General features: G+C 73.2%; 9 protein-coding genes. 8 read left to right on the top strand and 1 reads right to left on the bottom strand.

What is annotated here, in order from left to right:
• Nucleotides 1–233 precede the first annotated feature (233 nt).
• Nucleotides 234–1,601, top strand: a complete 1,368-nt coding sequence (locus ABZ721_RS07225) for an MFS transporter (RefSeq protein ID WP_358787590.1) — start codon at nt 234–236, stop codon at nt 1,599–1,601.
• A gap of 12 nt (nt 1,602–1,613) precedes the next feature.
• On the opposite strand, the gene hypE is transcribed toward ABZ721_RS07225, so the two are convergent.
• Nucleotides 1,614–2,621 (bottom strand): hydrogenase expression/formation protein HypE, encoded by a 1,008-nt coding sequence (gene hypE, locus ABZ721_RS07220; protein ID WP_358787589.1) that lies wholly within the window; start codon nt 2,619–2,621, stop codon nt 1,614–1,616.
• A gap of 230 nt (nt 2,622–2,851) precedes the next feature.
• Here hypE and ABZ721_RS07215 point away from each other — a divergent pair, with 230 nt between their 5' ends.
• From ABZ721_RS07215 to ABZ721_RS07185, 7 genes are all read left to right on the top strand, one after another.
• A complete protein-coding gene (locus tag ABZ721_RS07215; protein ID WP_358787588.1) occupies nt 2,852–4,375 on the top strand; it encodes an amidase in 1,524 nt (507 codons plus the stop codon).
• An 11-nt stretch (nt 4,376–4,386) separates the two neighbouring features.
• Nucleotides 4,387–5,157 carry an alpha/beta fold hydrolase gene (locus ABZ721_RS07210; RefSeq protein WP_358787587.1) on the top strand — a complete coding sequence of 257 codons (771 nt, stop codon included), beginning with the start codon at nt 4,387–4,389 and terminating at the stop codon, nt 5,155–5,157.
• A 176-nt stretch (nt 5,158–5,333) separates the two neighbouring features.
• Nucleotides 5,334–6,092 carry a hypothetical protein gene (locus ABZ721_RS07205; protein ID WP_358787586.1) on the top strand — a complete coding sequence of 253 codons (759 nt, stop codon included), beginning with the start codon at nt 5,334–5,336 and terminating at the stop codon, nt 6,090–6,092.
• 3 nt (nt 6,093–6,095) lie between these two features.
• Nucleotides 6,096–7,964 carry a non-ribosomal peptide synthetase gene (locus tag ABZ721_RS07200; protein WP_358787585.1) on the top strand — a complete coding sequence of 623 codons (1,869 nt, stop codon included), beginning with the start codon at nt 6,096–6,098 and terminating at the stop codon, nt 7,962–7,964.
• 88 nt (nt 7,965–8,052) lie between these two features.
• Nucleotides 8,053–9,081, top strand: coding sequence for a methyltransferase (locus tag ABZ721_RS07195; protein ID WP_358787584.1), 1,029 nt, complete (start codon nt 8,053–8,055; stop codon nt 9,079–9,081).
• A gap of 32 nt (nt 9,082–9,113) precedes the next feature.
• The gene (locus ABZ721_RS07190) at nt 9,114–9,362 is read left to right on the top strand and encodes a phosphopantetheine-binding protein (RefSeq protein ID WP_277440106.1); all 249 of its coding nucleotides are present in this window, start codon (nt 9,114–9,116) and stop codon (nt 9,360–9,362) included.
• Between the two features lie 249 nt (nt 9,363–9,611).
• Nucleotides 9,612–25,253, top strand: coding sequence for a type I polyketide synthase (locus tag ABZ721_RS07185; RefSeq protein WP_358787583.1), 15,642 nt, complete (start codon nt 9,612–9,614; stop codon nt 25,251–25,253).
• Nucleotides 25,254–25,264: the final 11 nt, after the last annotated feature.

The raw sequence follows: 25,264 nt of genomic DNA, 5'->3' as shown, positions 1-25,264 counted from the left end.
GCGGCACGTTGTCCTCGCTGTCCTCGGGTGTTCCAGGGGGTCCGGCCCTCGCAGCGTGCCCGCACTCGCGTGGCCCGGCCAAGAGCGTCCCCCTGTCCGGAACCTGCACGACAGGAAGTGCCATGTGGGGGAATTCCCTGACTTACGCCAAGGCTGCCCCTTGGTCAGGCTCGGGGGCAAGTGGGCCTGGCGGCATCCCGCCACGTCCCCGACCGATGTCGGAGGAGCACGTCATGACGGCCGTCGAACCCGAACAAGCTGTCCTGCCGCCGCGGCCCCGACCGCAGGCCGCGCCCGCCGCACCGGGCGCGCGCCTGCGCTTCGGCTACGCGTCCGGCTCGCTGGTCACCGGCACCTTCAACACCCTGCCGGGCCTGCTGCTGCTGCCCTACCTGACCGACACCCTCGGCATCGGGGCGGCCGTGGCGGGCACCGTCGTGCTGCTCCCCAAGGTGTGGGACGCGGTGCTCAACCCGCTGGTCGGCCGGGCGAGCGACCGTACCCGTACGCGCTGGGGGGCGCGGCGGCCCTACGTGCTGCTCGGCGGTCTCGCCGCGGCACTGACGTTCGCGCTGATGTTCTCCGGGGTGGCGGCCGGCACGGCGGGCGCCTGGTTCACCGGCGCCGGATTCCTGCTCACCGCTACGGCGTTCGCGTTCTTCCAGGTGCCGTACGCGGCCATGCCCGCCGAGATCACCACCCGGCGCCAGGACCAGCTGCGGCTGGTCGGCGGCCGGGTGGCCGTCATCGGGGTCGCCGCCCTGATCGCGGGCGCGGCCGGCCCCGCCATCGCGGACGCCGGCGGCGGGGGCATCCCCGGACACCGCTGGGTCGGCCTGTTCGGCGCGCTCGTCATCGCCGCCGGAGCGGTCGGCGCCTTCCTCGGCACCGCGGGGACGCGCGGCGACCGGGTCCTGGCGAGCGAGCCGAGCCTGCGCCGGCAGTTCGCCGTGGCCCGCGCCAACGCCCCGTTCATGGCGCTGCTGCGCTGCGGCGTCGTCCAGTCGCTCGCGACCGGCTTCATGCTGGTCGGGGCGCCGTACTTCACCGACCACGTGCTGCACGACTCGGACGCCACCGGCCTGGTCGTCGGCGCCTTCGTGCTGCCGAACCTGCTCACCGTCCCCCTCTGGTCGCGGCTCGGCTCCCGGCTCGGCAACCGCCGCGGATACGCCGCCGCCTGCGGGCTCTTCATCGCCGGTTGCGCCGTCCTGCTCGCCTCGCCCGACCTGCCGCCGGCCGTGGTCGCGCTCGCCATCGCCGTGACCGGCACCGGGCACGCCGGCCAGTTGCTCTTCCTGTACGCGATGCTCACCGACCGCACCGCCCACGACACCGAGCGCACCGGGCGCCGCCAGGCCGGGGTCTTCTCCGGCGTCTTCACCACCGGCGAGATGCTCGGCCTCGCCCTGGCGCCCTTCCTCTACGGGCTGGTCCTCCAGGCCTTCGGCTACGTCTCCTCCACCGGCGGCGATTCCGTCGGGCAGAGCTCCACCGCGGAACTGGGCGTCCTGCTCGGCTTCACCCTGCTGCCCGTCCTCGCGACGGCCGCCGCCCTGACGCTGCTGCGCGGCTACGACCGGCTGGTCGCGGCGGCCTGACCGGCACCCCGGTCAGCGCACCCGCGGCGGCTCGGCGCTGCCGGGCGGCGGCGTCGCGGGCAGCCGGTGGACGGCCCCGTCGGGGGAGCGGAGTTCGACGTCCCCCGCCGTGTCCTCGGTGACTGTCCCGACGATCGCGGCCTGCCGACCGTACGGGTGCGAGCGGAGCGCGGCGAGGACCGCGTCGGCCGCCGCCCGCGGCGCGAACAGGCACAGGGCGCCCGCGTTCGCGGCGTGCAGCGGTGACAGGCCGAGGAGTTCGAACGCGGGGCGCGCCTCGTACTGGACGGGGAGCGCCCCCTCGTCGATCCGGAGGGTGAGGCCGCGCTCGGCCGCGCAGGCGCGCAGCGTCACGGCGAGGCCGCCCGTCGTGATCGGGGCGGCGGCCAGGACGGACCCCGGCGGGAGCCCGTTCAGCAGGGACGTCAGCGGGGCGCAGTCGCTGGGCACATGGTGCTCGAAGCCGAGTCCGGCGCGCAGCGACAGCAGATGGACCGCGTGGTTGCCCAGCGGCGCGGTCACCAGGACGCGGTCGCCGGGCCGCACGGCGCCCAGCGCCAGCGGCGGCCGGCGGTGGACGCCGATGCCGGTCGCGGTGACGAACAGCCGGTCGGCGTCGCCCGCGCGCACCACCCGGGTGTCGACGGCGGCGATGGCGATCCCCGCCTCGTGGGCGGTGTCCCGGACGGACTCCGCGACCCGCCGCAGGAACTCCAGCGGCGTCCCGGCCTCGACGATCAGCCCGAGCGAGAGGGCGTACGGGTCGGCTCCGGTCGCGACGAGCGCGTTGACGGTCCCGGCGACCGCGAGCCGGCCGAGGTCGCCGTTGCCGAAGAACGGCGGATCGACGACGTAGCAGCCGGTGCGGACGGTGAGCGGCTCGCCGGACAGCGGCGGCAGCCCGCCGGGCCCGGAACCGGGGCCGAGGACGTCCAGGACCAGGCGCGCCAACTGCCGCGGGCCGGTGCCGGAATCGTCGGCGAGCGCGACCTGTCCGACCGGCCAGGAATTCACATCCATTATCAAGGAAGGCTCCCCCGTGAACCGGCCAGAAAGGCCCTTTGAGCCCGGACGGGCACGGTCGCACCCTGTTCCCTCCGGACGTGTTCACGGTAGTCGGGGGAAGTTCTGACAGCAGGTCGACAGGGGGTGCTAGGGGGCGGGAAAGGGGGTCTGGAACGCAATTCCCCCTGCCTAGGATCGAGAACTCCGATCAGCGGGGATTTCGGCCGAGGACAGGATGGACGGGAATGGCTGACGTCAGGACCCGGGTGGCAGAGGCGTTCGACCGCGCGGACCGGCTCGACCCGGTGCTCGGCACGTACCTCGGCCGGTTCACCGAACAGGCCGCCGCCGCGGCGGAGCGACTGGACACCGCCGTCGCGGACGGCTCGGAGACCGGCCCGCTGCACGGGCTGACGCTGGGCGTGAAGGACGTCTTCGCGACCCGTGAGGCACCCGCGAGCTGCCAGAGCCGGGTCCACGACACGCAGTGGTGGGCCGGGTGCGACGCCGTACCGGTCGCCCGGCTGCGGGCGGCGGGCGCGGTACCGCTGGGCCGCACGACCATGGCGGAGCACGCCCTGGGCCGGCCCGACCCGGCGCTGGACTTCCCCGTGCCGCGCAACCCGTGGGACATCAACCGCTGGACGGGAGGCTCCAGCTGCGGCAGCGCCAACGGGCTGCCCGCCGAGCTGTTCGACGTCGGCCTCGGCACCGACAGCAACGGCAGCATCCGCATCCCGGCGGCGCTGTGCGGCGTCACCGGCTTCAAGCCCACCCACGGCCTGGTCCCCGACGGCGGCTGCCGCCCGCTGAGCCGCTCGCTGGACGTCGTCGGCCCGCTGGCCCGCAACGTCCGGGACTGCGCGAGCACCCTCGCCGTGCTGGCCGGGCGCCCGGAGGCCACCGCCTGGCGCACCGACCTGCGCGGCGCCCGCATCGGCGTCCCGGCCAAGGCGCTGGAGGAGTCCGCGCAGCTGTCGGACGACTGCGCGGCGGCCTTCGCCGCCGCCCTGGAGGAGCTGCGGGCGGCCGGCGCCGAGCTCGTCACCGTCGAACTGCCCGAGGTGTACCCGCTGTTCGCCGCCCAGTTCATCACCCTCCTCGCGGAGGCGTTCGAGCTGCACGGCGCCGGGCTGCGCACCCGCTGGGCGGAGTACGGGCGGCCGTTCCGCAGGACCGCGGTCCTCGGCGCCCTGGTCGGCGCGCCGACCTACCTGCACGCCCAGCGGGTCCGCGCCTCGGCCGCCACGAGCCTGCGCGAGCGCTTCGCGGGGCTCGACGCGATGGCCACCCCGACCTGGCCGACGACCGCACCCCGCTACGACGACCCCGCCGCACTGGGCACCGTCTCCTGGCTACCCGGCCTGTGGAGCGCCGTCGGGTTCCCCGCGGTCGCCGTCCCGATGGGCTTCGGCGCCGACGGCATGCCGCTGTCGCTGCAGCTCGCGGGGGTGCCGTGGAGCGACTTCGACCTCGCGGCGCTCGCCGACGTCTACCAGTCGACCACCCACTGGCACCTGCGCCGCCCCGCCCTCGACGCCGGATCGCTGCCCGCCGCCGTGCCCGTCGCGGAACCGCAGGCGTCCCCGGGCGACCCGGAGCAGCAGCGCCTGCTCGCCGCCGCGCTGCGCGACACCGGCGTGGCCGTCGAGGACGCCGAGGTCGCGGAGTTCACCGGGATGTGGGGGCTCACGTCGATGCTGTTCGGCTTCCTTCCCGAACTCCCCGTGGACCAGGGCCCGCTGCTGCCCACCCCGCCCCCTTCGTGAGGAGACACCCCATGACCGGCACCACCCGGACCGCCGACAACCTGTACATCCGGCGCTACCACACCGCCCTCGCGGGCACCCCGCGCATGGTCTGCTTCCCGCACGCCGGCGGCTCCGCGAGCTTCTACTTCCCGGTGTCGCAGGCGCTCGCCCCGGACATCGACGTCCTCGTCGTGCAGTACCCGGGCCGCCAGGACCGGCGCAAGGAACCGCTCATCGACACCGTCGAGGAGCTGGCCGACCGGGTCTTCGAGGACCTGCGGGGGTTCGCCGACGAACCGCTGACGTTCTTCGGGCACAGCATGGGCGCCACGGTGGCCTTCGAGGTCGCCCGCCGCATGGCCGCCGCCGGCCTGCCCGCACCCGCCCGGCTGATCGCCTCCGCCCGCCGCGCCCCGTCCCGCACCCGCCCCGACCGGGTGCACCAGAAGGACGACGAAGGCCTGATCACGGAGTTGCGCCGGCTCAGCGGAACCGACTCGCGGGTGCTCGGCAACGAGGAGATCATGCGCCTCGCCCTCCCCTCGATCCGCAACGACTACAAGGCCGTCGAGACCTACCGCGCGGACGCCGGGGTGCGCGTCGACTGCCCCGTCACCGTCTTCGTCGGCGACGCCGACCCGACCACCACGCTCGCCGAGGCCGAGGCCTGGAGCGACCACACCACCGGCCCCTGCGAGGTCCAGGTGTTCCCCGGCGGCGGCCACTTCTACCTCGCCGACCGGCCGCGGGAAGTCCTCGACGCCATCACGCTGCGCATGGGCGTCGCGGTCGCCGGCTAGGGGGTATTCGCGTGCGCAGAGACGGTTAGGGGTGCGACGGACGGCCATAGGGGGTCCGCCCGTCAGCACCTTTCGTCTAGCGTCGTGCCAACGGAAGAATTCCTGGAATCGGCTGGATTGGGAATCACGTGAGTCTCCTTTCATGGAAATCGCTGACAAAAGGCGACCGGGACGAATTGATTCTGTCGGTCGATTTCAGCACCAGCGGGCGCACCCAGGCGAGTTTCGCCGACTTCGCACCCCGACTGGACCCGCCCGCCGCCGCCTTCTGGACGACGCTCCCCCCGACGGCGGACGACGCGGTCGCCCTCGACGGCTACGTCGACTGGTGGCTCACCGACGTGCGCAAGAGCGGCCGCCGCGTCACCGCCGTCCTCGGCTACTGCGCGGGAGCGGTCTTCGCCGCCGCGCTCGCCGAGCGGATCGGCGCGTGGCAGGACACCCCGGCCCTGGTGCTGTTCGACCCCGAACTGCCCAACACCGCCGGGCTGTACAAGGACTTCCACGCCGCCGGCGACTCGCTGGCGTCGCTGCTCATGCCCGAGGAGCTGACGGAGTTCCACGAGGCCGGACGGCAGATCGAACGCCGCTACGCCGACGACCTCGCCGCCGTCGGCCCGGAACTCGCCCTGATCTTCACCCGCGCGGTGGGCACCGCCGCGGAACGCCTCGAACTCGACGACGACATCCGCGACGATCTCGCCGGAGTCTTCGGCTCGCTGGTCGGCTACCTGGCCGCCGCTTCCGCCATCGACCCGCTGCCGCTGTGGGCCCGCGGCACCGCGATCACCTCGGGCCCGCCGTCGTACCCCGTCGGCCGCGAGATCCGCTTCGACGTCGACCACGACGACCTGCTGCGCATCAACGGCGTCGCCCGCGCCCTGTCGGAGCTGCTCTCCGGCGACCGCACCGAATCAACGACCGCAGGCAGGTGACCCATGGCTGACCACGGGGGAATCGACGCAGGTCCTGACGGGACCGGCACGGACGACGGAACGCACGACGGGACGGGGGCCCGCTCGGACGACCGCACGGCCGGCGGGCTGCTGCCCGCCCTGATCGAAGCGCAGGTGCGGCGCACGCCCGGGGCCGTCGCCGTCTCCGGCGGCGGCACGGAGCTGACCTACGCCGAACTCAACGCCCGCGCCAACCGCCTCGCGCACCACCTCATAGCCGGCGGCGCGGGACCCGAACAGCTCGTCGCCGTCGGCATGCGCCGCTCGCTCGACCTGGTGGTCGCGTTCCTCGCCGTGCTCAAGGCCGGGGCCGCGTACCTGCCGCTCGACCTGGACAACCCGGCGGAGCGGCTCACGTTCATGATGGCCGACGCCCGGCCCGCGCTGCTGGTCACCACCGCCGCCGAAGCCGGCTCCGCCACCGGCGACCAGCCGGTGATCGCCCTCGACGACCCGGCGACCGCCGCCCGCCTCGCGGCGGCCCCGGCCACCGACCCCGGCGACGCCGACCGGATCGCGCCCCTGCACCCGGACCACCCGGCGTACGTCATCTACACCTCGGGCTCGACCGGCCGCCCCAAGGGCGTCGTCGTCACCCACCGCCCGCTGGCCGCCTACCTCGGCTACGCCCGCGCCACCTACCCCAGCGCCGCGGGCCGGGCCCTGCTGCACTCCTCCGTGGCCTTCGACATGACGGTCACCACCCTGTACGCGCCGCTGATCTCCGGCGGCCGCGTCCAGGTCGGCCCGATGGAGGAGGTGCGCGAGCGGCCCACGTTCCTCAAGGTCACCCCGTCGCACATGGCGCTGCTGGCGACGCTGCCGCCCGAGTCCGCGCCCACCGGCGAACTCGTCGTGGGCGGGGAACTGCTGCTCTCCGAGACCGTCGAGACGTTCCGCAAGGACAACCCGGGCGTGACCGTCGTCAACGAGTACGGCCCGACCGAGGCCACCGTCGGCTGCTGCGTGCACGTCCTGGCGCCCGCCGACGAGGTCCCGCCCGGCGCGGTCTCCATCGGCCGCCCCACCCACACCAGCGAACTCCACGTCCTGGACGGCTCGCTGCGACCCGTCCCCGCCGGGGAGACCGGCGAGCTGTACATCGCGGGCGGCCAGCTGGCCCGCGGCTACCTCAACCGGCCGGGGCTGACCGCCGAGCGCTTCGTCGCCGACCCGTTCGGCGCCCCCGGATCACGGATGTACCGGACCGGCGACCGGGTGCGACGTTCTGCCGACGGCACCCTGGACTTCCTCGGCCGCTTCGACGGCCAGGTCAAGATCCGCGGCTTCCGCATCGAGCTGGGCGAGATCGAGTCCGCGCTGCTGCACCGGCTGGAGGTCGGCCAGGCAGCCGTGACGGTCCATCGGGAGGGCGGCGGCGACGCGCACCTGATCGCCTACGTCGTGCCGTCGTCCAAGGGCGGCATCGACGTCGGCCGGCTGTCCGCGTATGCCGCCGAGACGCTCCCCGAGTACATGGTCCCCAGCGTGATCCTCACCCTGGACGCCCTCCCGCTGAACGCCAACGGCAAGCTGGAGACCGGCTCCCTGCCGGTGCCCCGCTTCGCCTCCCTCACCACGTTCCGCGCGCCGTGGACCGAGCTCCAGACGCTGCTGTGCGAGCTGTTCGCCCAGTACTGCGGCGCCGCCAGGGTCGGCGTGGACGACGACTTCTTCGCACTCGGCGGCACCAGCCTCGGCGCCGCCCAGGTGGCCAACAAGGCCCGTAGGAGCGGGGTCCGCTTCAGCCTCCAGGACGTGGTCGACCACCGCACCGCGCTGCGGCTGGCGGCGGCCGTCTCCGAGGACGCGGACGCCGAGGCCGCCGTCCCCTCGCTCTCCACCACGTAGGCCCGCACGTCATGGCCGTCCAGCACGACGGCTCAGGTCCCGTAGCTCCCTCATGCCCTTCGGCTTCAACCAGTAGAGGATGAACACGATGTCGCTCTTGCAACTCGCGGGCATGGGGTGGATCTCCCGCTCGCTCAGCGTCGCCGCCCGGCTCGGAATCGCCGACCACCTCGCGGACGGCCCCAAGTCGCCCCCGGAGCTCGCGCAGCTCACCGACTCCGACCCGGACGGGGTGCTGTACCTGCTGCGGGTGCTCGGGATCGTCGGCGTCTTCAAGGAGAACGAGGACGGCACGTTCGAGCACACCGAGACGTCGCAGCCGCTGCGCGACGACCACCCGGAGTCGATGCGCTACTGGTGCGTCCTCGGCGGCGAGATGTACTACGACGTCTGGCGCGACCTGCTGACGACCGTCAAGACCGGCAAGCCGGCCTCCCAGTCCGAGTACGGCGGCTCCATCTACGCGTACATGGACCAGGACACCGACGCGGGCGAGATCTACGACAAGGCCATGGCGGACATCACCCGCCCGGCCGCCGCCGAACTCGCCCGTGACTTCGACTTCTCCTGGATCCGCAAGGTCGTCGACATCGGCGGCGGCACCGGCCACCTCCTCAAGGGCATCCTGGGCGCGCACCCCGACGTCGAGGGCGTCGTCGCCGACCGCGCCGACGTCGCCGAGCGCGGCACCAAGGAACTCGCCGCCACCGGCAACGAGGACCTCATCCGCCGGCTGACGTTCGTCGAGTCGGACTTCTTCGCCGAGGTCCCGGCGGGGGGCGACGCGTACTTCCTGAAGAACGTGCTCCACAACTGGAGCCCGGACAGCAGCGTCAAGATCCTGGAGACCGTGCGCAAGGCCATGGTCCGCACCGTCGAGGACTCCGAGGGCCTCGCGGCCGAGCCGGTGCTCTTCGTCATCGAGCCGCTGCTCGGCCACGACAACGCGTCCGCGATCCGCTCGCTCTTCCAGATGGTCGTCTGCGAGGAGGGCACGCGCATCCGCTCCGAGCCGGACATGCGCAAGCAGGCGGAAGGCGCCGGCTTCGAGATCCGCTCGATCAAGCACCTGTCCACGGAGCACAGCGTGGTCGAAATGATCCTGGCCCGGGACTGACGGTACCGACGGGACGGAAAGGAAGCATGCACATGTGGGACGCCCAGTTCGAAGAAATCGTCAGGCCCCATCTCTCGTTCCTGCCGGAGGACGCTGAATTCACCCCCGAGCTCGACCTCAGGGAATTCGGTCTCGACTCCCTCGGCATCGTCGACCTGCTGATCGCCCTGGAGAACGCGTACGACGTCAAGTTCACCGACGACGCGCTCGCCATGGAGACGTTCGAGACGCCGGGGTCCCTGTGGGGCACCCTGTCGGGGCTCCTCGTCCCCGTCGGCTGACGGGCGGGCGACGTACGGCTTCAGCGCGCACGGGCACGGCATCCTGGCGGGATGCCGTGCCCGGCGGCGTCTGCGGGGGCGTAGCCGGCGGCGTGTCCGGGGCCGTGGCCGGGGGCGAGTCCAGGGGTGAGTTCGGGGCCGTGCCCGGGGCCCCTCCGTCCACCCCTGCCCACCCCTCACCGCCATCGCCGGATAGGGGTGGGCAGGGGTGGTTGGTCCCGAAGGGCCGAAATAGCGTGGCCGGAACGAATGGCTGTTCCAGTTCTTCCTCATGAGGTGGCCCACGTGTCGAAAGAGTCGAATGAAGAAAAGCTCCTCGACTACCTCAAGCGGGCTACGGCCGAGTTGAAGGAAACTCGCCGGCGCCTCCGCGCAGAGGAGGACAAGCAGCGCGAACCCATTGCCATCATCGGAATGTCCTGCCGTTTCCCCGGCGGTGTGCGCAATCCCGAGGAACTCTGGGACCTGCTCGCCGCGGGCGGCGACGCGATATCGGACTTCCCGTCGGACCGCGGCTGGGACATCGAGGGCATCTACGACCCCGACCCGGACACCGGGGCAACCGGCAAGACGTACTCCCGCGAAGGCGGTTTCGTCCACGACGCCACGGAGTTCGACGCCGAGTTCTTCGGCATCAGCCCCCGTGAGGCCCTGGCCACCGACCCGCAGCAGAGGTTGCTGCTCGAAGCGTCCTGGGAGGCGTTCGAGCGGGCGGGCATCGACCCCGCGACCATGCGCGGCAGCGCGACCGGCGTCTTCGCGGGCATCATGTACCACGAGTACGGCACCGACCGCACAGTCGTCCCCGAGGGCGTCGAGGGCTTCCTCGGCACCGGCACCGCGGGCAGCGTCCTCTCCGGCCGCGTCTCGTACACCCTCGGCCTCGAAGGCCCGGCGGTGACCGTCGACACCGCCTGCTCCTCCTCCCTCGTCACCGTGCACCTCGCCGCCTCCGCGCTGCGCCAGGGCGAGTGCTCGCTGGCCCTCGCGGGTGGCGTGACGGTCATGGCGACCCCCGACACCTTCGTCGACTTCAGCCAGCAGCGCGGCCTCGCCGCCGACGGCCGCTGCAAGCCGTTCGCCGACGCCGCCGACGGCACGGGCTGGGGCGAGGGCGTCGGCGTCCTGGTCCTGGAGCGGCTGTCCGACGCGCGCCGCAACGGCCACCAGGTGCTGGCCGTCATCAAGGGCAGCGCGGTCAACCAGGACGGCGCGAGCAGCCAGCTGACCGCCCCCAACGGGCCCTCGCAGCAGCGCGTCATCCGCCAGGCCCTGGCCGGCGCCCGGCTCTCGGCCGAGGACATCGACGCCGTCGAGGCACACGGCACGGGCACGCGGCTGGGCGACCCGATCGAGGCGCAGGCGCTGCTGGCGACGTACGGGCAGGAGCGGGCCGAGGGTCGTCCGCTGTGGCTGGGTTCGGTGAAGTCCAACCTGGGGCACACGCAGGCTGCGGCGGGTGTCGCGGGGATCATCAAGATGGTGCTCGCGATGCGGCACGAGGAACTGCCGCGCACCCTGCACGTGGACGCGCCCAGCTCGCACGTGGACTGGTCGGCTGGCTCGGTGGAGCTGCTGACGGAGGCGCAGCCGTGGCCGGCGGGGGAGCGTCCGCGTCGGGCTGGGGTGTCGTCGTTCGGGATCAGCGGGACGAACGCGCACGTGATCGTGGAGGAAGCGCCTGTAGAGGCTTTGACGGGAGACGTTGCGGCGGTTGCTCTGCCGGTGGTGCCGTGGGTGCTGTCGGGCAAGACGCCGGAGGCGTTGCGGGGGCAGGCGGCTCGGCTGCGGGAGTTCGTGCTCGCCGACGCGGGACGGGGGCTCGACGTCGCGGCGATCGGTTCGGCGCTCACGACGCAGCGCGCCGTCTTCGCCCACCGGGGCGCGGTGGTCGCCGCCGACCGCGACGGCCTGCTGGCCGGGCTGGCGCTGCTCGCCGACGACCGGAATGCCCCCGGGGCGGTGCGCGGGACGGCCGGCTCCGGCCGGACGGCGTTCCTGTTCACCGGGCAGGGGAGCCAGCGGGCGGGGATGGGGCGTGAGCTGTATGCCGCGTTCCCGGTGTTCGCGGAGGCGCTGGACGCCGTCGTGACGGCGCTTGACGCGCACCTCGAAGTACCGCTCAAGGAGGTGCTGTTCGGTGACGGCGAGCGACTGAACGAGACGGGCTTCACCCAGCCCGCGCTGTTCGCCCTGGAAGTGGCGTTGTTCCGGCTCCTGGAGTCGTTCGGGGTCCGGCCGCAGGTGCTGGCGGGTCACTCGATTGGTGAGCTTGCTGCCGCGCATGTGGCGGGTGTGTGGTCGCTGGCGGACGCGGCACGTCTCGTGGCCGCTCGTGGGCGGCTCATGCAGCAGCTGCCGTCCGGCGGTGCCATGGCCGCGCTCCAGGCCACCGAGGCGGAGGTGCTGCCGCAGCTCAACGACCGAGTGGGGATCGCGGCCGTCAACGGGCCGACGTCCATCGTCGTCTCCGGTGACGACGAGGCCGTGGCGCAGGTCATCGCCCACTTCGACACCCTGGGCCGGAAGACGAAGCGGCTGACCGTCAGCCACGCCTTCCACTCCCCGCACATGGAACCGATGCTCGCCGAATTCGGCACCATCGCCGCGAGCCTCAACTACAGCGCGCCCACCATCCCCATCGTCTCGACGCTGACCGGCCAGGCCGCCACCGCCGAAGAGCTGACCGACCCCGCCTACTGGGTCCGGCACGTCCGCGAAGCCGTCCGCTTCGCCGACGCCGTCACCACCCTCCAGAACCAGGGCATCAGCACCTTCCTGGAACTCGGGCCGGACGCGGTCCTGACCGCCATGGCCGCCGACTCCGCCACCGAGGCCATCACCCTCATCCCGACCCTGCGCCGCGACCACGACGAAGCGCAGGTCTTCGTCACCTTCCTCGCAACCCTCCACACCACCGGCACCCCCATCACCTGGCCCGCCCTCTTCGGCACCGGCCACACCCCCGTCGACCTCCCCACCTACGCCTTCCAGTCGAACCGCTACTGGCTGGACACCCCGACGGCTTCGGCCGCCGGAGACATGGCGGCCGTCGGGCTCGTGGACGCGGGGCACCCGCTGCTCGGGGCGGCCGTTGTTCTGCCGGAGTCGGACGGACTGCTGTTCACGGGCCGGCTGTCGCTCGGCTCCCACCCGTGGCTGGCGGATCACGTGGTCGCTGGCACGGTTGTCGTGCCGGGTGCGGCCCTCGTCGAGATCGCTGTGCGGGCGGGTGACGAGACCGGGTGCGGCGTGCTGGAGGAACTCACGCTGCACGCAGCGCTGGTGGTGCCCGTCAGCAGGATCGTTCAGCTGCGGGTCCAGGTCGGTGAGCCCGGTCGGGACGGGCGGCGGACGGTGGTGGTGTTCTCGCGCGTCGAGGACGCCTCCGAGAGCACCTGGACGCGGCACGCCGACGGCCTGCTCGCGCCCGACGACAGCAACGTGACGCCCGGGTTCGACCTGGCGCAGTGGCCGCCGACCGGCGCCGAGGCCGTACCCGTCGACGGGCTGTACGCGGCGATGGCCGCGAGTGGCCTGGAGTACGGGACGGTGTTCCAGGGCCTGGGCGCCGCCTGGAAGCTCGGGGACGAGGTCTTCGCCGAGGTCACGCTCCCGGAGGGTGTCGACGCGGCCGGCTTCGGCATCCATCCCGCCCTGCTCGACGCCGCCCTGCACGGGATCGCGCTCGCGCAGCCGGACGGCGGGGCGGCCGAGCTGCCGTTCGCCTGGTCCGACATCGCCCTGCACGCGGCCGGCGCGACCGCGCTGCGCGTCCGCATCACGCCCGCCGCCTCGGGCTACGCCCTTCAGCTGGCCGACCCGCACGGCGCGCCCGTGGCCACGGTGGGTTCCCTGGTCCTGCGACCCGTCGCCACTGGTGAGCTGCAGAGCGCCCACGACCGCGAACTGTACGAGGTCCGCTGGAGCCCGCTGCCGCAGCAGGCAGTAGCCGAGGCGGCGGACGTGGAGATCCTGCACGTTCCTTCGGGGCTCGTCCCCGCCGAGGCCGTCACCGGCGTCCTGGCGCGCTTGCAGGAGTGGCTGGCCGCAGAGGAGGCGTCGGACGCCCGGCTCGTCGTCGTCACCCGGGGCGCGGTCGCCGCGCTGCCCGGCGAGGACGTCACCGACCTGGGACAGGCGGCCGTTCACGGCCTCGTCCGGGCCGCGCAGACAGAGCACCCGGGCCGCATCGTCCTGCTCGACACGGATGTGGACACGGCCACGGACTCCACGGTTCTCGCGTCCGCCGCCGCGAACGAGCCCGAGCTGGCGCTGCGCGACGGCCAGTTGTTCGTACCGCGTCTGGCGCGTACCGCCCCCGCCACCGGCGGAGTGACGTGGCGCGCCGACGGCACCGTCCTGATCACCGGCGGTACCGGCGGCCTGGGCGCGCTCACCGCGCGCCACCTGGTCACCGAGCACGGCGTCCGCAACCTGGTCCTGACCAGCCGCCGCGGCCTCCAGGCCCCCGGTGCGGCCGAGTTGGTGGCCGAGCTGGAGGCGGCCGGCGCTGCGGTGACCGTCGCCGCGTGCGACGTCTCCGACCGTGCCGCGCTGGCCCAGTTGCTGGCGGACACGTCGATCACCGCGATCGTGCACGCGGCGGGTGTGGTCGACGACGGCATGATCACCTCGCTCACCGCCGACCGGGTCGCCGCGGTCCTGGCCCCGAAGGCCGACGCGGCCCGCCACCTCCACGAGCTGACGGCCGACGCCGACCTCGACGCGTTCGTCCTCTTCTCCTCCGCTGCGGGCACGTTCGACGGTTCGGGGCAGGGCGGCTACGCCGCCGCCAACGCCTACCTCGACGCGCTGGCCATCCACCGCCGAGCGCAGGGGCTGGCAGGCATCTCGCTCGCCTGGGGCCTGTGGGACCCGGCCGTCGGCGGCATGGGGGCCGAGCTGACCACGGCCGACGTGGAGCGGATGGAACGTTCCGGCGTCCTCGCCATCGGCCGGCAGCAGGGCCTCGCCCTCCTCGAAGCCGCCCTCGCGGGCCAGCACGCCCATGTCCTCCCCGTCGCCTTCGGCAGGAGCGCGCTGGAGCAGCGGGCGCGGCTCAACACCCTCCCCGCCGTCCTGCGCGGCCTGACGCGTCCGGCCCCCACCGCCCGCAAGGCGGCCGGCTCGGCCGCAGCGGACGCCACCGGGCTGGCGGAGCGCCTCGGCACACTGACCGGGGCCGAGCGATCGCGGCTGCTGGTCGATCTCGTGCGGCGCCACGTGGCCGCCGTGCTCGGCTACGACGGCGTGCAGAAGGTCGCGGGCGACAAGCCGTTCAAGGAGTTCGGCTTCGACTCGCTCACGGCGGTCGAGTTCCGCAACCGCCTCGGCGCCGAAGCCGAGGTGCGGCTGCCCGCGACCCTCGTCTTCGACTACCCGACGCCGATCGCCGTGGCCGAGTTCCTGCTGGTGGAGCTGCTGGGCGAGGAGGCCGCGACAGCGGCCGACGCGACGGCCGTCGTACCGGCGGCCGGGTCCGTGCTCGACGAGCCGATCGCGATCGTGGGCATGGCCTGCCGGTACCCGGGCGGGGTCACCTCGCCCGAGGAGCTGTGGGCTCTGCTGGCGGCGGGTGGCGACGGGGTGTCGTCGTTCCCGTTGGACCGTGGCTGGGACGTGGAGGGGATCTACGACCCGGACCCGGACGCGGTCGGCAAGACGTACTCCCGCCACGGCGGCTTCCTGGACCGCGCCGCCGACTTCGACCCCGGCTTTTTCGGCATCAGCCCGCGCGAAGCCCTCGCGATGGACCCGCAGCACCGGCTGCTGCTGGAGACCTCGTGGGAGGCGTTCGAGCGCGCGGGCATCGGCCCTGCGTCCGTGCGAGGCACCGCGACCGGCGTCTTCGCGGGGGTGATGTACCACGACTACACGTCAGTGCTGGAGCAGTCCGCGCACCGCAACACCGAAGGCTTCATGGGCGTCGGCGGCAGCATCGCCTCCGGCCGCGTCTCGTACACCCTGGGCCTCGAAGGCCCGGCCGTGACCGTGGACACCGCCTGCTCGTCCTCGCTCGTCGCCGTCCACCTGGCCGGCCAGGCGCTGCGCTCGGGCGAGTGCTCGCTCGCCCTCGCGGGCGGGGTGACGGTCATGGCGACTCCCGACACGTTTGTCGACTTCAGCCGCCAGCGCGGGCTGGCCCCCGACGGCTACTGCAAGCCGTTCGCGGAGGCCGCGGACGGCACGGGCTGGGGCGAAGGCGTCGGCATGCTGCTCCTGGAGCGGCTGTCCGACGCGCAGCGCAACGGCCACCGGGTGCTGGCGGTCGTGCGCAGCAGCGCGATCAACCAGGACGGCGCGAGCAACGGCCTCACCGCCCCCAACGGACCTTCGCAGCAGCGCGTGATCCGCCAGGCCCTGGCCGCCGCTTCGCTCACGACGAGTGACGTCGACGCGGTGGAGGCGCACGGCACGGGCACGCGGCTGGGTGACCCGATCGAGGCGCAGGCGCTGCTGGCGACGTACGGCCAGGAGCGGGCCGAGGGTCGTCCGCTGTGGCTGGGTTCGGTGAAGTCGAACCTGGGGCACACGCAGGCCGCTGCCGGTGTCGCGGGGATCATCAAGATGGTGCTCGCGATGCGGTACGAGGAGCTGCCGCGCACGCTGGGCGTGGACGCGCCGAGCTCGCACGTGGATTGGTCGGCGGGCTCGGTGGAGCTGTTGACGGAGGCGCAGCCGTGGCCGGTGCGGGAGCGTCCGCGTCGGGCGGGGGTGTCGTCGTTCGGGATCAGTGGGACGAACGCGCACGTGATCGTGGAGGAGGCTCCGGCCGAGGTCGGGGTGGAGGGCGTTGCGGCTTTCGCCCTGCCGGTGGTGCCGTGGGTGCTGTCCGGGAGGACGCCGGAGGCGTTGCGGGCGCAGGCCGCCCGCTTGCGGGAGTTCGTGCTCGCCGATGCGGGGCTGGATGCGGCGTTGGTGGGTGCGGCGCTGGCGACGACGCGGGCGGGCTTCGCCCACCGTGCGGGTGTGGTGGCGGCTGACCGTGCGGGTCTGCTGGCCGGTCTGGACGCCGTCGTGGACGGCGAGGCCAAGGCTGGTGTGGCGGGGGGCGGGGACCTGGCGTTCCTGTTCACCGGGCAGGGCAGCCAGCGGGCGGGGATGGGGCACGAGCTGTATGCCGCGTTCCCCGTCTTCACGGAGGCGCTGGACGCCGTCGTGGCGGCGCTTGACGTGCACCTTGAAGTGCCGCTCAAGGAGGTGCTGTTCGACGAGGACGGCAGCCGGCTGAACGAGACGGGGTTCACCCAGCCCGCGCTGTTCGCCCTGGAAGTGGCGTTGTTCCGGTTGCTGGAGTCGTTCGGGGTCCGGCCGCAGGTGCTGGCCGGTCACTCCATCGGCGAGCTGGCCGCCGCGCACGTGGCGGGCGTCTGGTCGCTGGACGACGCGGCACGGCTGGTGGCCGCCCGTGGGCGGCTCATGCAGCAGCTCCCGTCCGGCGGAGCCATGGCGGCGATCCAGGCCACCGAGGCGGAAGTCCTGCCGCAACTCAACGACCGAGTGGGGATCGCGGCCGTCAACGGGCCGACCTCCATCGTCGTCTCCGGTGACGAAGACGCCGTCGCAGACGTCGTAGCGCACTTCACGTCCGCAGGTCGGAAGGCCAAGCGCCTGACCGTCAGCCACGCCTTCCACTCCCCGCACATGGAGCCGATGCTCGAAGAGTTCGGCACCATCGCGGCGAGCCTCACCCACACCGCTCCGTCGATCCCGATCGTCTCCACCCTCACCGGCAAGGCGGCAACCGCCGAGGAGCTGAGCGACCCCGCCTACTGGGTCCGGCACGTCCGCGAAGCCGTCCGCTTCGCCGACGCCGTCGCCACCCTCCAGGAGCTGGGTGTCAGCACCTTCCTGGAGCTGGGGCCCGACGCCGTGCTGACGGTGATGGGTGCCGAGAGCGTCACCGATGCCGTGCTCGTCGCGTCGCTGCGCCGGGAGCAGGACGAGGCGGAGACCTTCGTGTCGTCCGTCGCCGCGCTGCACACGCGTGGCGTCGAGGTCGACTGGCGGGCATTCTTCGGCACCGGCGCCGCCACCCCGCTGCTGGATCTGCCGACCTACGCCTTCCAGCACCAGCACTACTGGCCGGAGCGGGCCGCCGTCACGGCGGGCGACGTCCGGGCCGCCGGACTGACGGACGCGGAACACCCCCTGCTGGGGGCAGCTATTGCTCTCCCCGACTCCGACGGGGTCCTCTTCACCGGCCGGCTGTCGCTGTCGTCGCACCCGTGGCTGGCCGAGCACGCGGTGTCCGGCACGGTGGTCGTGCCCGGAGCGGCGCTCGTCGAGATCGCCGTGCGGGCGGGTGACGAGACGGGTTGCGGCGCGCTGGAAGAGCTGATGCTCCAAGCACCGCTGGTACTGGAGGGGCAGGGCGCCGTTCAGCTGCGGGTCCGTGTCGGCGAGGCCGACGGTCGGGGCCGGCGGACGGTGAGCGTGTTCTCGCGCGGCGAGGACACGACGGACGACCGGCAGTGGGTGCGGAACGCCGAAGGCGTTCTGAGCACCGACGTTCCGCAGCCCCGCTTCGACCTCGCGCAGTGGCCGCCGACGGGGAGCGAGCCCGTCGCCGTAGAGAGCCTCTACGCCGACCTGGCCGCGCTGGGACTGGAGTACGGTCCGGGCTTCCAGGGGCTGCGCGCTGCCTGGCGCCTGGGCGAGGACGTCTTCACCGAGGTCGTCCTCCCTGAGGGCGCCGACGCCGCCGACGCCTTCGCCCTTCACCCCGCCCTCTTGGACGCCGCCCTCCACGGCATCGCCCTGCGGGCGACGGACAGCGGCGCGGCCGAGCTGCCGTTCGCCTGGTCCGACGTTGCCGTGTACGCGACCGGTGCGACCGCCCTGCGGGTGCGGATCGCCCCAACGGACTCCGGCTACACGCTGCAACTCGCGGACGACCAGGGCGTGCCGGTCGCGGCGGTCGGCGCGCTCGCGCTGCGGCCGATCGTGGCCGACGACTTCGCCACGGCGGAGAACGTCGCACGCGACGCGCTCTTCCACCTGGACTGGACGGCGCTTCCCACGCAGGCGGCTTCCGCCGACCCGACGGACGACGTGACGCTGTACCGGTGCCCGGCCGGCGCGACGCCGAACGAGACGCTCGACGCCGTGCTCGCCCACACCCAGAACTGGCTGGCCTCTGACGATGAGCGTCGGTTGGTGGTGGTGACGCGGGGTGCGGTGGCGGTGGTGCCGGGCGAGGACGTGGCGGATCTGGGGCAGGCCGCGGTGTGGGGCCTGATCCGCTCCGCGCAGTCCGAGCACCCCGGTCGGATCGTCCTGCTCGACACCGACACCGATGAGATCCCTGGTGGGGTGCTGGGGTCGGGTGAGCCGGAGTTGGCCGTGCGGGGCGGGGAGGTCTTTGTGCCGCGCCTGGCCCGGACGACGGCCACCGGTGTCCCGGTGGTGTGGCGGGCCGATGGCACGGTGCTGATCACCGGCGGCACCGGTGGCCTGGGCGCGCTGCTGGCCCGCCACCTCGTCACCGCGTACGGGATCACGGACCTGCTGCTGACCAGCCGCCGGGGCCCCGACGCCCCCGGCGCCACCGAACTCACCACCGAGCTTCAGGCTTTGGGCGCGAGGGTCACCGTCGCCGCCTGCGACGTCTCCGACCGGGATGCGCTGGCCGCCGTGCTGGACGGGGTGGAGCTGACCGCCGTCGTCCACACCGCCGGTGTGCTGCACGACGCGACGTTCGCCGCCCTCACCCCGCAGCACCTGGCGGAAGTCCTGGCACCGAAGGCGGACGCCGCCGCCCATCTGCACGAACTGACGGCCGACGCGGACCTGGATGCGTTCGTGCTGTTCTCCTCCGCAGCCGCAACCTTCGACGGCACCGGACAGGGCAACTACGCCGCCGCCAACGCCTACCTCGACGCCCTCGCCACCCACCGCCGCACCCGAGGACTCCCCGCCACCTCCCTCGGCTGGGGCCTGTGGGCACCAGAAACCGGCGGAATGGGCGCGGGGTTGTCCGCGACGGATCTGGAGCGGATGGCCCGAGCGGGCGTGCTCGCTCTGGATGCGACGGAGGGCCTGGCGCTCTTCGACGCGGCACAGCACAGCGAGCACGCACACCTGGTGCCGATCCGGCTCGACCTCAAGGCCCTGGCCGCCGCTCCCGGCGAGGTGCCGGCGCTGCTGCGGGGGCTCGTCAAGGCTCCCGTCCGCCGGGCCGTGCAGGCAGGATCCGGTGCGGGCACCGGGCCGGTGTCCCTGGAGGAGCGCCTGACGGCGCTGCCCCCGGCCGCACGGCACGAGCTGCTGCTCCAGCTGGTACGCGGACAGATCGCCGGCGTGCTGGGCTTCGGTGCGGCGGAGGACGTCGCGGCCGACAGCCTGTTCAGCGAGCTGGGCGTCGACTCCCTCACCGGCGTGGAGTTCCGCAACCAGCTCGGCGCGGAAGCCGGGGTGCGGCTGCCGGCGACGCTCGTCTTCGACTACCCGACGCCGACGGCCGTGGCCGAGTTCCTGCTGGTGGAGTTGCTGGGCGAGGACGCGGCAGCGGAGGCGACGGCCGGCTCGGCAGAGCCGGCGAACGGCCCCGGCTCGATGGCCGACGAACCGATCGCGATCGTCGGCATGGCGTGCCGCTTCCCCGGCGGGGTCTCCTCGCCCGAGGAGCTGTGGGCGCTGCTGGCGGCCGGTGGCGACGCCGTGACGCCGTTCCCCGACGACCGCGGCTGGGACGTGGCGGGTCTGTACGACCCGGACCCGACCGCGATCGGCAAGACGTACTCCCGGCACGGCGGATTCCTGGACCAGGCGGCGGACTTCGACCCGGCGTTCTTCGGCATCAGCCCGCGCGAGGCCCTGGCCACCGACCCGCAGCACCGACTGCTGCTGGAGTCCGCGTGGGAGGCGTTCGAACGTGCGGGCATCGACCCGGCATCGGTGCGCGGCAGCGCGACCGGTGTCTTCGCCGGTGTCATGTACAACGACTACGGCATCCGGCTCAACAGCTACCCCGCCGACCTGGAGGGTTACCTCGGCACCGGAAGCTCCGGCAGCGTCGCCTCCGGGCGCGTCGCCTACGCCTTCGGCCTGGAGGGCCCGGCCGTCACGGTCGACACGGCCTGCTCGTCGTCCCTCGTCACCGTGCACCTGGCAGGCCAGGCGCTGCGCTCGGGCGAGTGCTCGCTCGCCCTCGCGGGCGGCGTGACGGTCATGGCGACTCCGGAGACCTTCGTCGGCTTCAGCCGTCAGCGGGGCCTGTCTCCCGACGGCCGCTGCAAGCCGTTCGCGGAGGCTGCGGACGGCACCGGCTGGGGCGAGGGCGTCGGCATGCTGCTCCTGGAGCGGCTGTCCGACGCACAGCGCAACGGCCACCGGGTGCTGGCCGTGGTCCGGGGCAGCGCCGTCAACCAGGACGGTGCGAGCAACGGCCTCACGGCTCCCAACGGCCCATCCCAGCAGCGGGTGATCCGGCAGGCTCTGGCCGGCGCCCACCTCACGGCCGACCAGGTCGACGCGGTGGAGGCGCACGGCACGGGCACCACCCTCGGCGACCCGATCGAGGCACAGGCGCTCATCGCCACGTATGGACAGGACCGCCCGGAGGGTCGTCCGCTGTGGCTGGGTTCGGTGAAGTCCAACCTGGGTCACACGCAGGCTGCGGCGGGTGTCGCGGGGATCATCAAGATGGTGCTGGCGATGCGGCACGAGGAGTTGCCGCGCACGCTGGGCGTCGACGCGCCCAGCTCGCACGTGGACTGGTCGGCTGGCTCGGTGGAGCTGTTGACGGAGGCGCAGCCGTGGCCGGTGCGGGAGCGTCCGCGTCGGGCGGGTGTCTCGTCGTTCGGGATCAGCGGGACGAACGCCCACGTGATCGTGGAAGAAGCTCCGGTTGAGGCGGTGGCGGAGGATGCCACCGCGGTTGCTCTGCCGGTGGTGCCGTGGGTGCTGTCCGGCAAGACGCCGGACGCAGTGAAGGCCCAGGCCGCCCGCCTGCGCGACTTCGTGCTGGCCGACCCCGACCTGGACCCGACGGCTGTCGGGTCCGCGCTGACGGCGACCCGCGCTGTGTTCGCCCACCGGGGCGGCGTCGTGGCCGCCGACCGCGACGGCCTGATCGCCGGACTGTCAGCCCTGGCCGACGGCCGGAATGCCCCCGGGGTGGTGCGCGGGACGGCCGGCTCCGGCCGGACGGCGTTCCTGTTCACCGGGCAGGGGAGCCAGCGGGCGGGGATGGGGCGTGAGCTGTATGCCGCGTTCTCGGTGTTCGCGCAGGCGCTGGACGACGTGGTGGCGGCGCTTGACGTGCACCTTGAAGTGCCGCTCAAGGAGGTGCTGTTCGACGAGGACGGCAGCCGGCTGAACGAGACGGGCTTCACCCAGCCCGCTCTCTTCGCGCTGGAAGTGGCGCTGTTCCGGCTCCTGGAGTCGTTCGGGGTCCGGCCGCAGGTGCTGGCCGGTCACTCCATCGGCGAGCTGGCCGCCGCGCACGTGGCGGGCGTCTGGTCGCTGGACGATGCGGCACGGCTCGTGGCCGCCCGTGGGCGGCTCATGCAGCAGCTCCCCACCGGCGGAGCCATGGCCGCGATCCAGGCCACCGAGGCGGAGGTGCTGCCCCAGCTCAACGACCGAGTGGGGATTGCGGCCGTCAACGGGCCGACCTCCATCGTCGTCTCCGGCGACGAAGACGCCGTCGCGGATGTCATCGCGCACTTCACGTCCGCCGGACGGAAGACCAAGCGCCTGACCGTCAACCACGCCTTCCACTCCCCGCACATGGAACCAATGCTCGCCGAATTCGGCACCATCGCCGCCGGGCTCACCTACACCGCACCCACCATCCCCATCGTCTCCACCCTCACCGGCCAGGCCGCCACCACCGAAGAACTGACCGACCCTGCCTACTGGGTCCGGCACGTCCGCGAAGCCGTCCGCTTCGCCGACGCCGTCACCACCCTCCAAGGCCAGGGCATCAGCACCCTCCTGGAACTCGGCCCCGACGCGGTCCTCACCGCCATGGCCGCCGACTCCACCACCGACACCACCACCCTCATCCCCACCCTCCGCCGCGACCACAACGAACCTCAGCTCCTCACCGAAGCCCTCACCCGCATCCACGCCACCGGCGGAACCGTCACCTGGCCCGCCCTCTTCGGTACCGGGCACACCCCCGTCGACCTCCCCACCTACGCCTTCCAGCACCAGCACTACTGGCTCGCCGACACCGTCGCCCCGAACGGGAAGGCGTCAGGCTTCGGTCAGAGCGACACCACGCACCCGCTCCTCAGCGCGGCGATCGCTCTGCCGGACTCCGAAGGCATGCTCTTCACCGGGCGGCTCGCGCTCCACACCCACCCGTGGCTCGCGGACCACGCCGTCAACGGCACCGTCATCGTCCCCGGCGCCGCGCTCGCCGATCTCGCCATCCACGCGGGCGACCACACCGACACCAGCACGTTGGAGGAGCTGACGCTCTACGCGCCCCTCGTCGTCCTTCCCACCGCTGCTACCCAGCTGCGGGTCAGGACGAGTGCGGACGACGGTTCCGGCCGCCGGCGGGTGACCGTCTTCTCGCGCGTCGAGGGCGCCGAGGGTGTTGACGGCACCAGCGAGGAGGGGTGGGTGCGGCACGCCGAGGGGGTGCTCTCCTCGGCCGCCGTGGAGCCCGGCTTCGACCTCGTCCAGTGGCCTCCGGCCGGGGCCGATGCCGTCCCGGTCGACAGCCTCTACGACGACCTGGCCCTTCTGGGCCTGGAGTACGGACCGGTCTTCCAGGGGGTCCAGGCCGCCTGGAAGCGCGGGGACGAGGTCTTCGCCGAGGTCTCGCTGCCCGAGGACGCCGACACCAGCGGGTTCGGGATCCACCCGGCGCTGCTCGACGCGGCGCTGCACGGCATCGGGCTGGGAACGTTCTTCGCCGATGACGGGCGCGCCCACCTGCCCTTCTCCTGGCTCGACGTGTCCCTCTTCGCCACCGGCGCCACCGCCCTCCGCCTTCGTCTCTCCCCGGCCGACCGCCAGGGCGGTGTGACGCTGCAACTGGCGGACGCCGCCGGCTCGCCGGTCGCGTCGGTCGGTTCGCTGACGCTGCGGCCGCTCGCCGAGCAGGTGCCGGTAGCGAAGCACGGAGACGCGCTGTTCGGGCTCGACTGGGTCCGGGTCACGGAGCCGGCCGGTGCCGGGGCGTCCACGGAACTGGTTCCGGGGGCGCAGCTGCTGCTCGCCCCGTCCGGGCTCGGAACGGCGGAGACGCTCTCCGCCGTCCTGGCCGGGCTCCAGGCGTGGCTGGCGGACGAGTCCACTGCCGCTTCGGACGCTCGCCTCGTCATCGTCACCCGGGGTGCGGTGGCCGCACTGCCCGGGGAGGACATCACCGACTTGGCGCAGGCCGCCGTGCAGGGTCTCGTCAGGGCGGCGCAGGCCGAGAACCCGGACCGGATCGTCCTCATCGACACCGACACCGACACAGCCCCCGACCCCATCCGGATACCTGCGGCGGTCCTCGTCTCCGACGAGGCGGAGTTCGCACTCCGCGACGGGGCGTTCTTCGCGCCCCGCCTGATCCGTACGGCACCGTCCGCCGAGGCCGAGGCGACCCCCTGGCGCACCGACGGCACCGTCCTGATCACCGGCGGCACCAGCGGCCTGGGTGCGCTCACCGCGCGCCACCTGGTCGCCGAGCACGGCGTCCGCAACCTCCTGCTCACCAGCAGGCGCGGCCAGGACGCCCCCGGAGCGACGGAACTCACCGCCGAACTCACGGCAGCGGGCGCCACCGTCACCATCGCCGCCTGCGACGTCTCCGACCGCGACGCCCTCGCAGCACTCCTCAACGACAGGAACAACGCACCGCTCACCGCCGTGATCCACGCGGCCGGCATCGTGGACGACGGTGTCCTCGCGTCGCTCACCCCCGAGCGGCTGGCCGCCGTACTCGCCCCGAAGGCGGAGGCGGCGCGCCACCTGCACGAGCTGACGGCCGGGACGGACCTGGACGCGTTCGTCCTGTTCTCGTCCGCGGCCGGGGTGCTGGGCGGTGCGGGGCAGGGTGCGTACGCCGCCGCCAACGCGTACCTCGACGCACTGGCCACCCACCGTCGGGCCGTCGGGCTTCCCGCGGTCTCCCTCGCCTGGGGTCTGTGGGCGCCGGAGGCCGGGGGGATGGGCGCGGAGCTGTCCGGGGCCGAAGTGGAACGGATGGCCCGCGGGGGAGTCCTCGCGCTGGGCGAGGAGCAGGGCTTGGCCCTGCTGGACGCCTCGCTGATCGCCGACCGGGCGGTGCTGGTCCCCGCAGGGCTGGACGTGCCCGCGCTGGTGCGCTCCGCGGGCGGCGAGGTGCCGGGTCTCTTCCGCGGCCTGGTGCGCGGCAAGGTCCGGCGCGCGGCTGCCGCGGGCGAGCCCGGTGGGGTCGGCGCGTCCGGTCTGGCCGAGCGGCTGGCGGCGCTGCCGTCCGACGAGCGCCTCCCGGTGGTCGTCGAGCTGGTCCGCAGCCAGGTCGTCGCGGTCCTCGGCCTCACCGCGGCGCAGGAGGTGGAGCTGGGCAAGCCGTTCAAGGAGTTCGGCTTCGACTCGCTCACCGCGGTGGAGTTCCGCAACCAGCTGAGCGCGGCGGCCGGGGTACGGCTCCCGGCGACGCTCGTCTTCGACTATCCGACGCCGCAGGAGCTGGCCGACTTCCTCCTCCATGAAGCGGCCCCCGACACGAACACGGATCCGGCGACCGCCGCCTACGAGGAGAGCGTCCGCGCCTCGCTGCTCGCCATCCCGCTGGCCCGGCTCCGGGAGACCGGACTGCTGGACACACTGCTGCAACTCGCCGGCCTCCAGACGGAGGACGACGGCCCGACGGCCGAGGACGCGAGCGAATCGATCGACGAAATGGATGCCGAGAGCCTCATCTCGAAGGCGCTCGAAGGGTCCGACTTCTGATGACGCGAATG

The sequence above is a fragment of the Streptomyces sp. NPDC006733 genome, from assembly GCF_040636125.1.
Lineage (GTDB): Bacteria > Actinomycetota > Actinomycetes > Streptomycetales > Streptomycetaceae > Actinacidiphila.
Note: the sequence above shows the minus strand (reverse complement) of the source record. Positions and strands in the feature narration are given on the sequence as shown.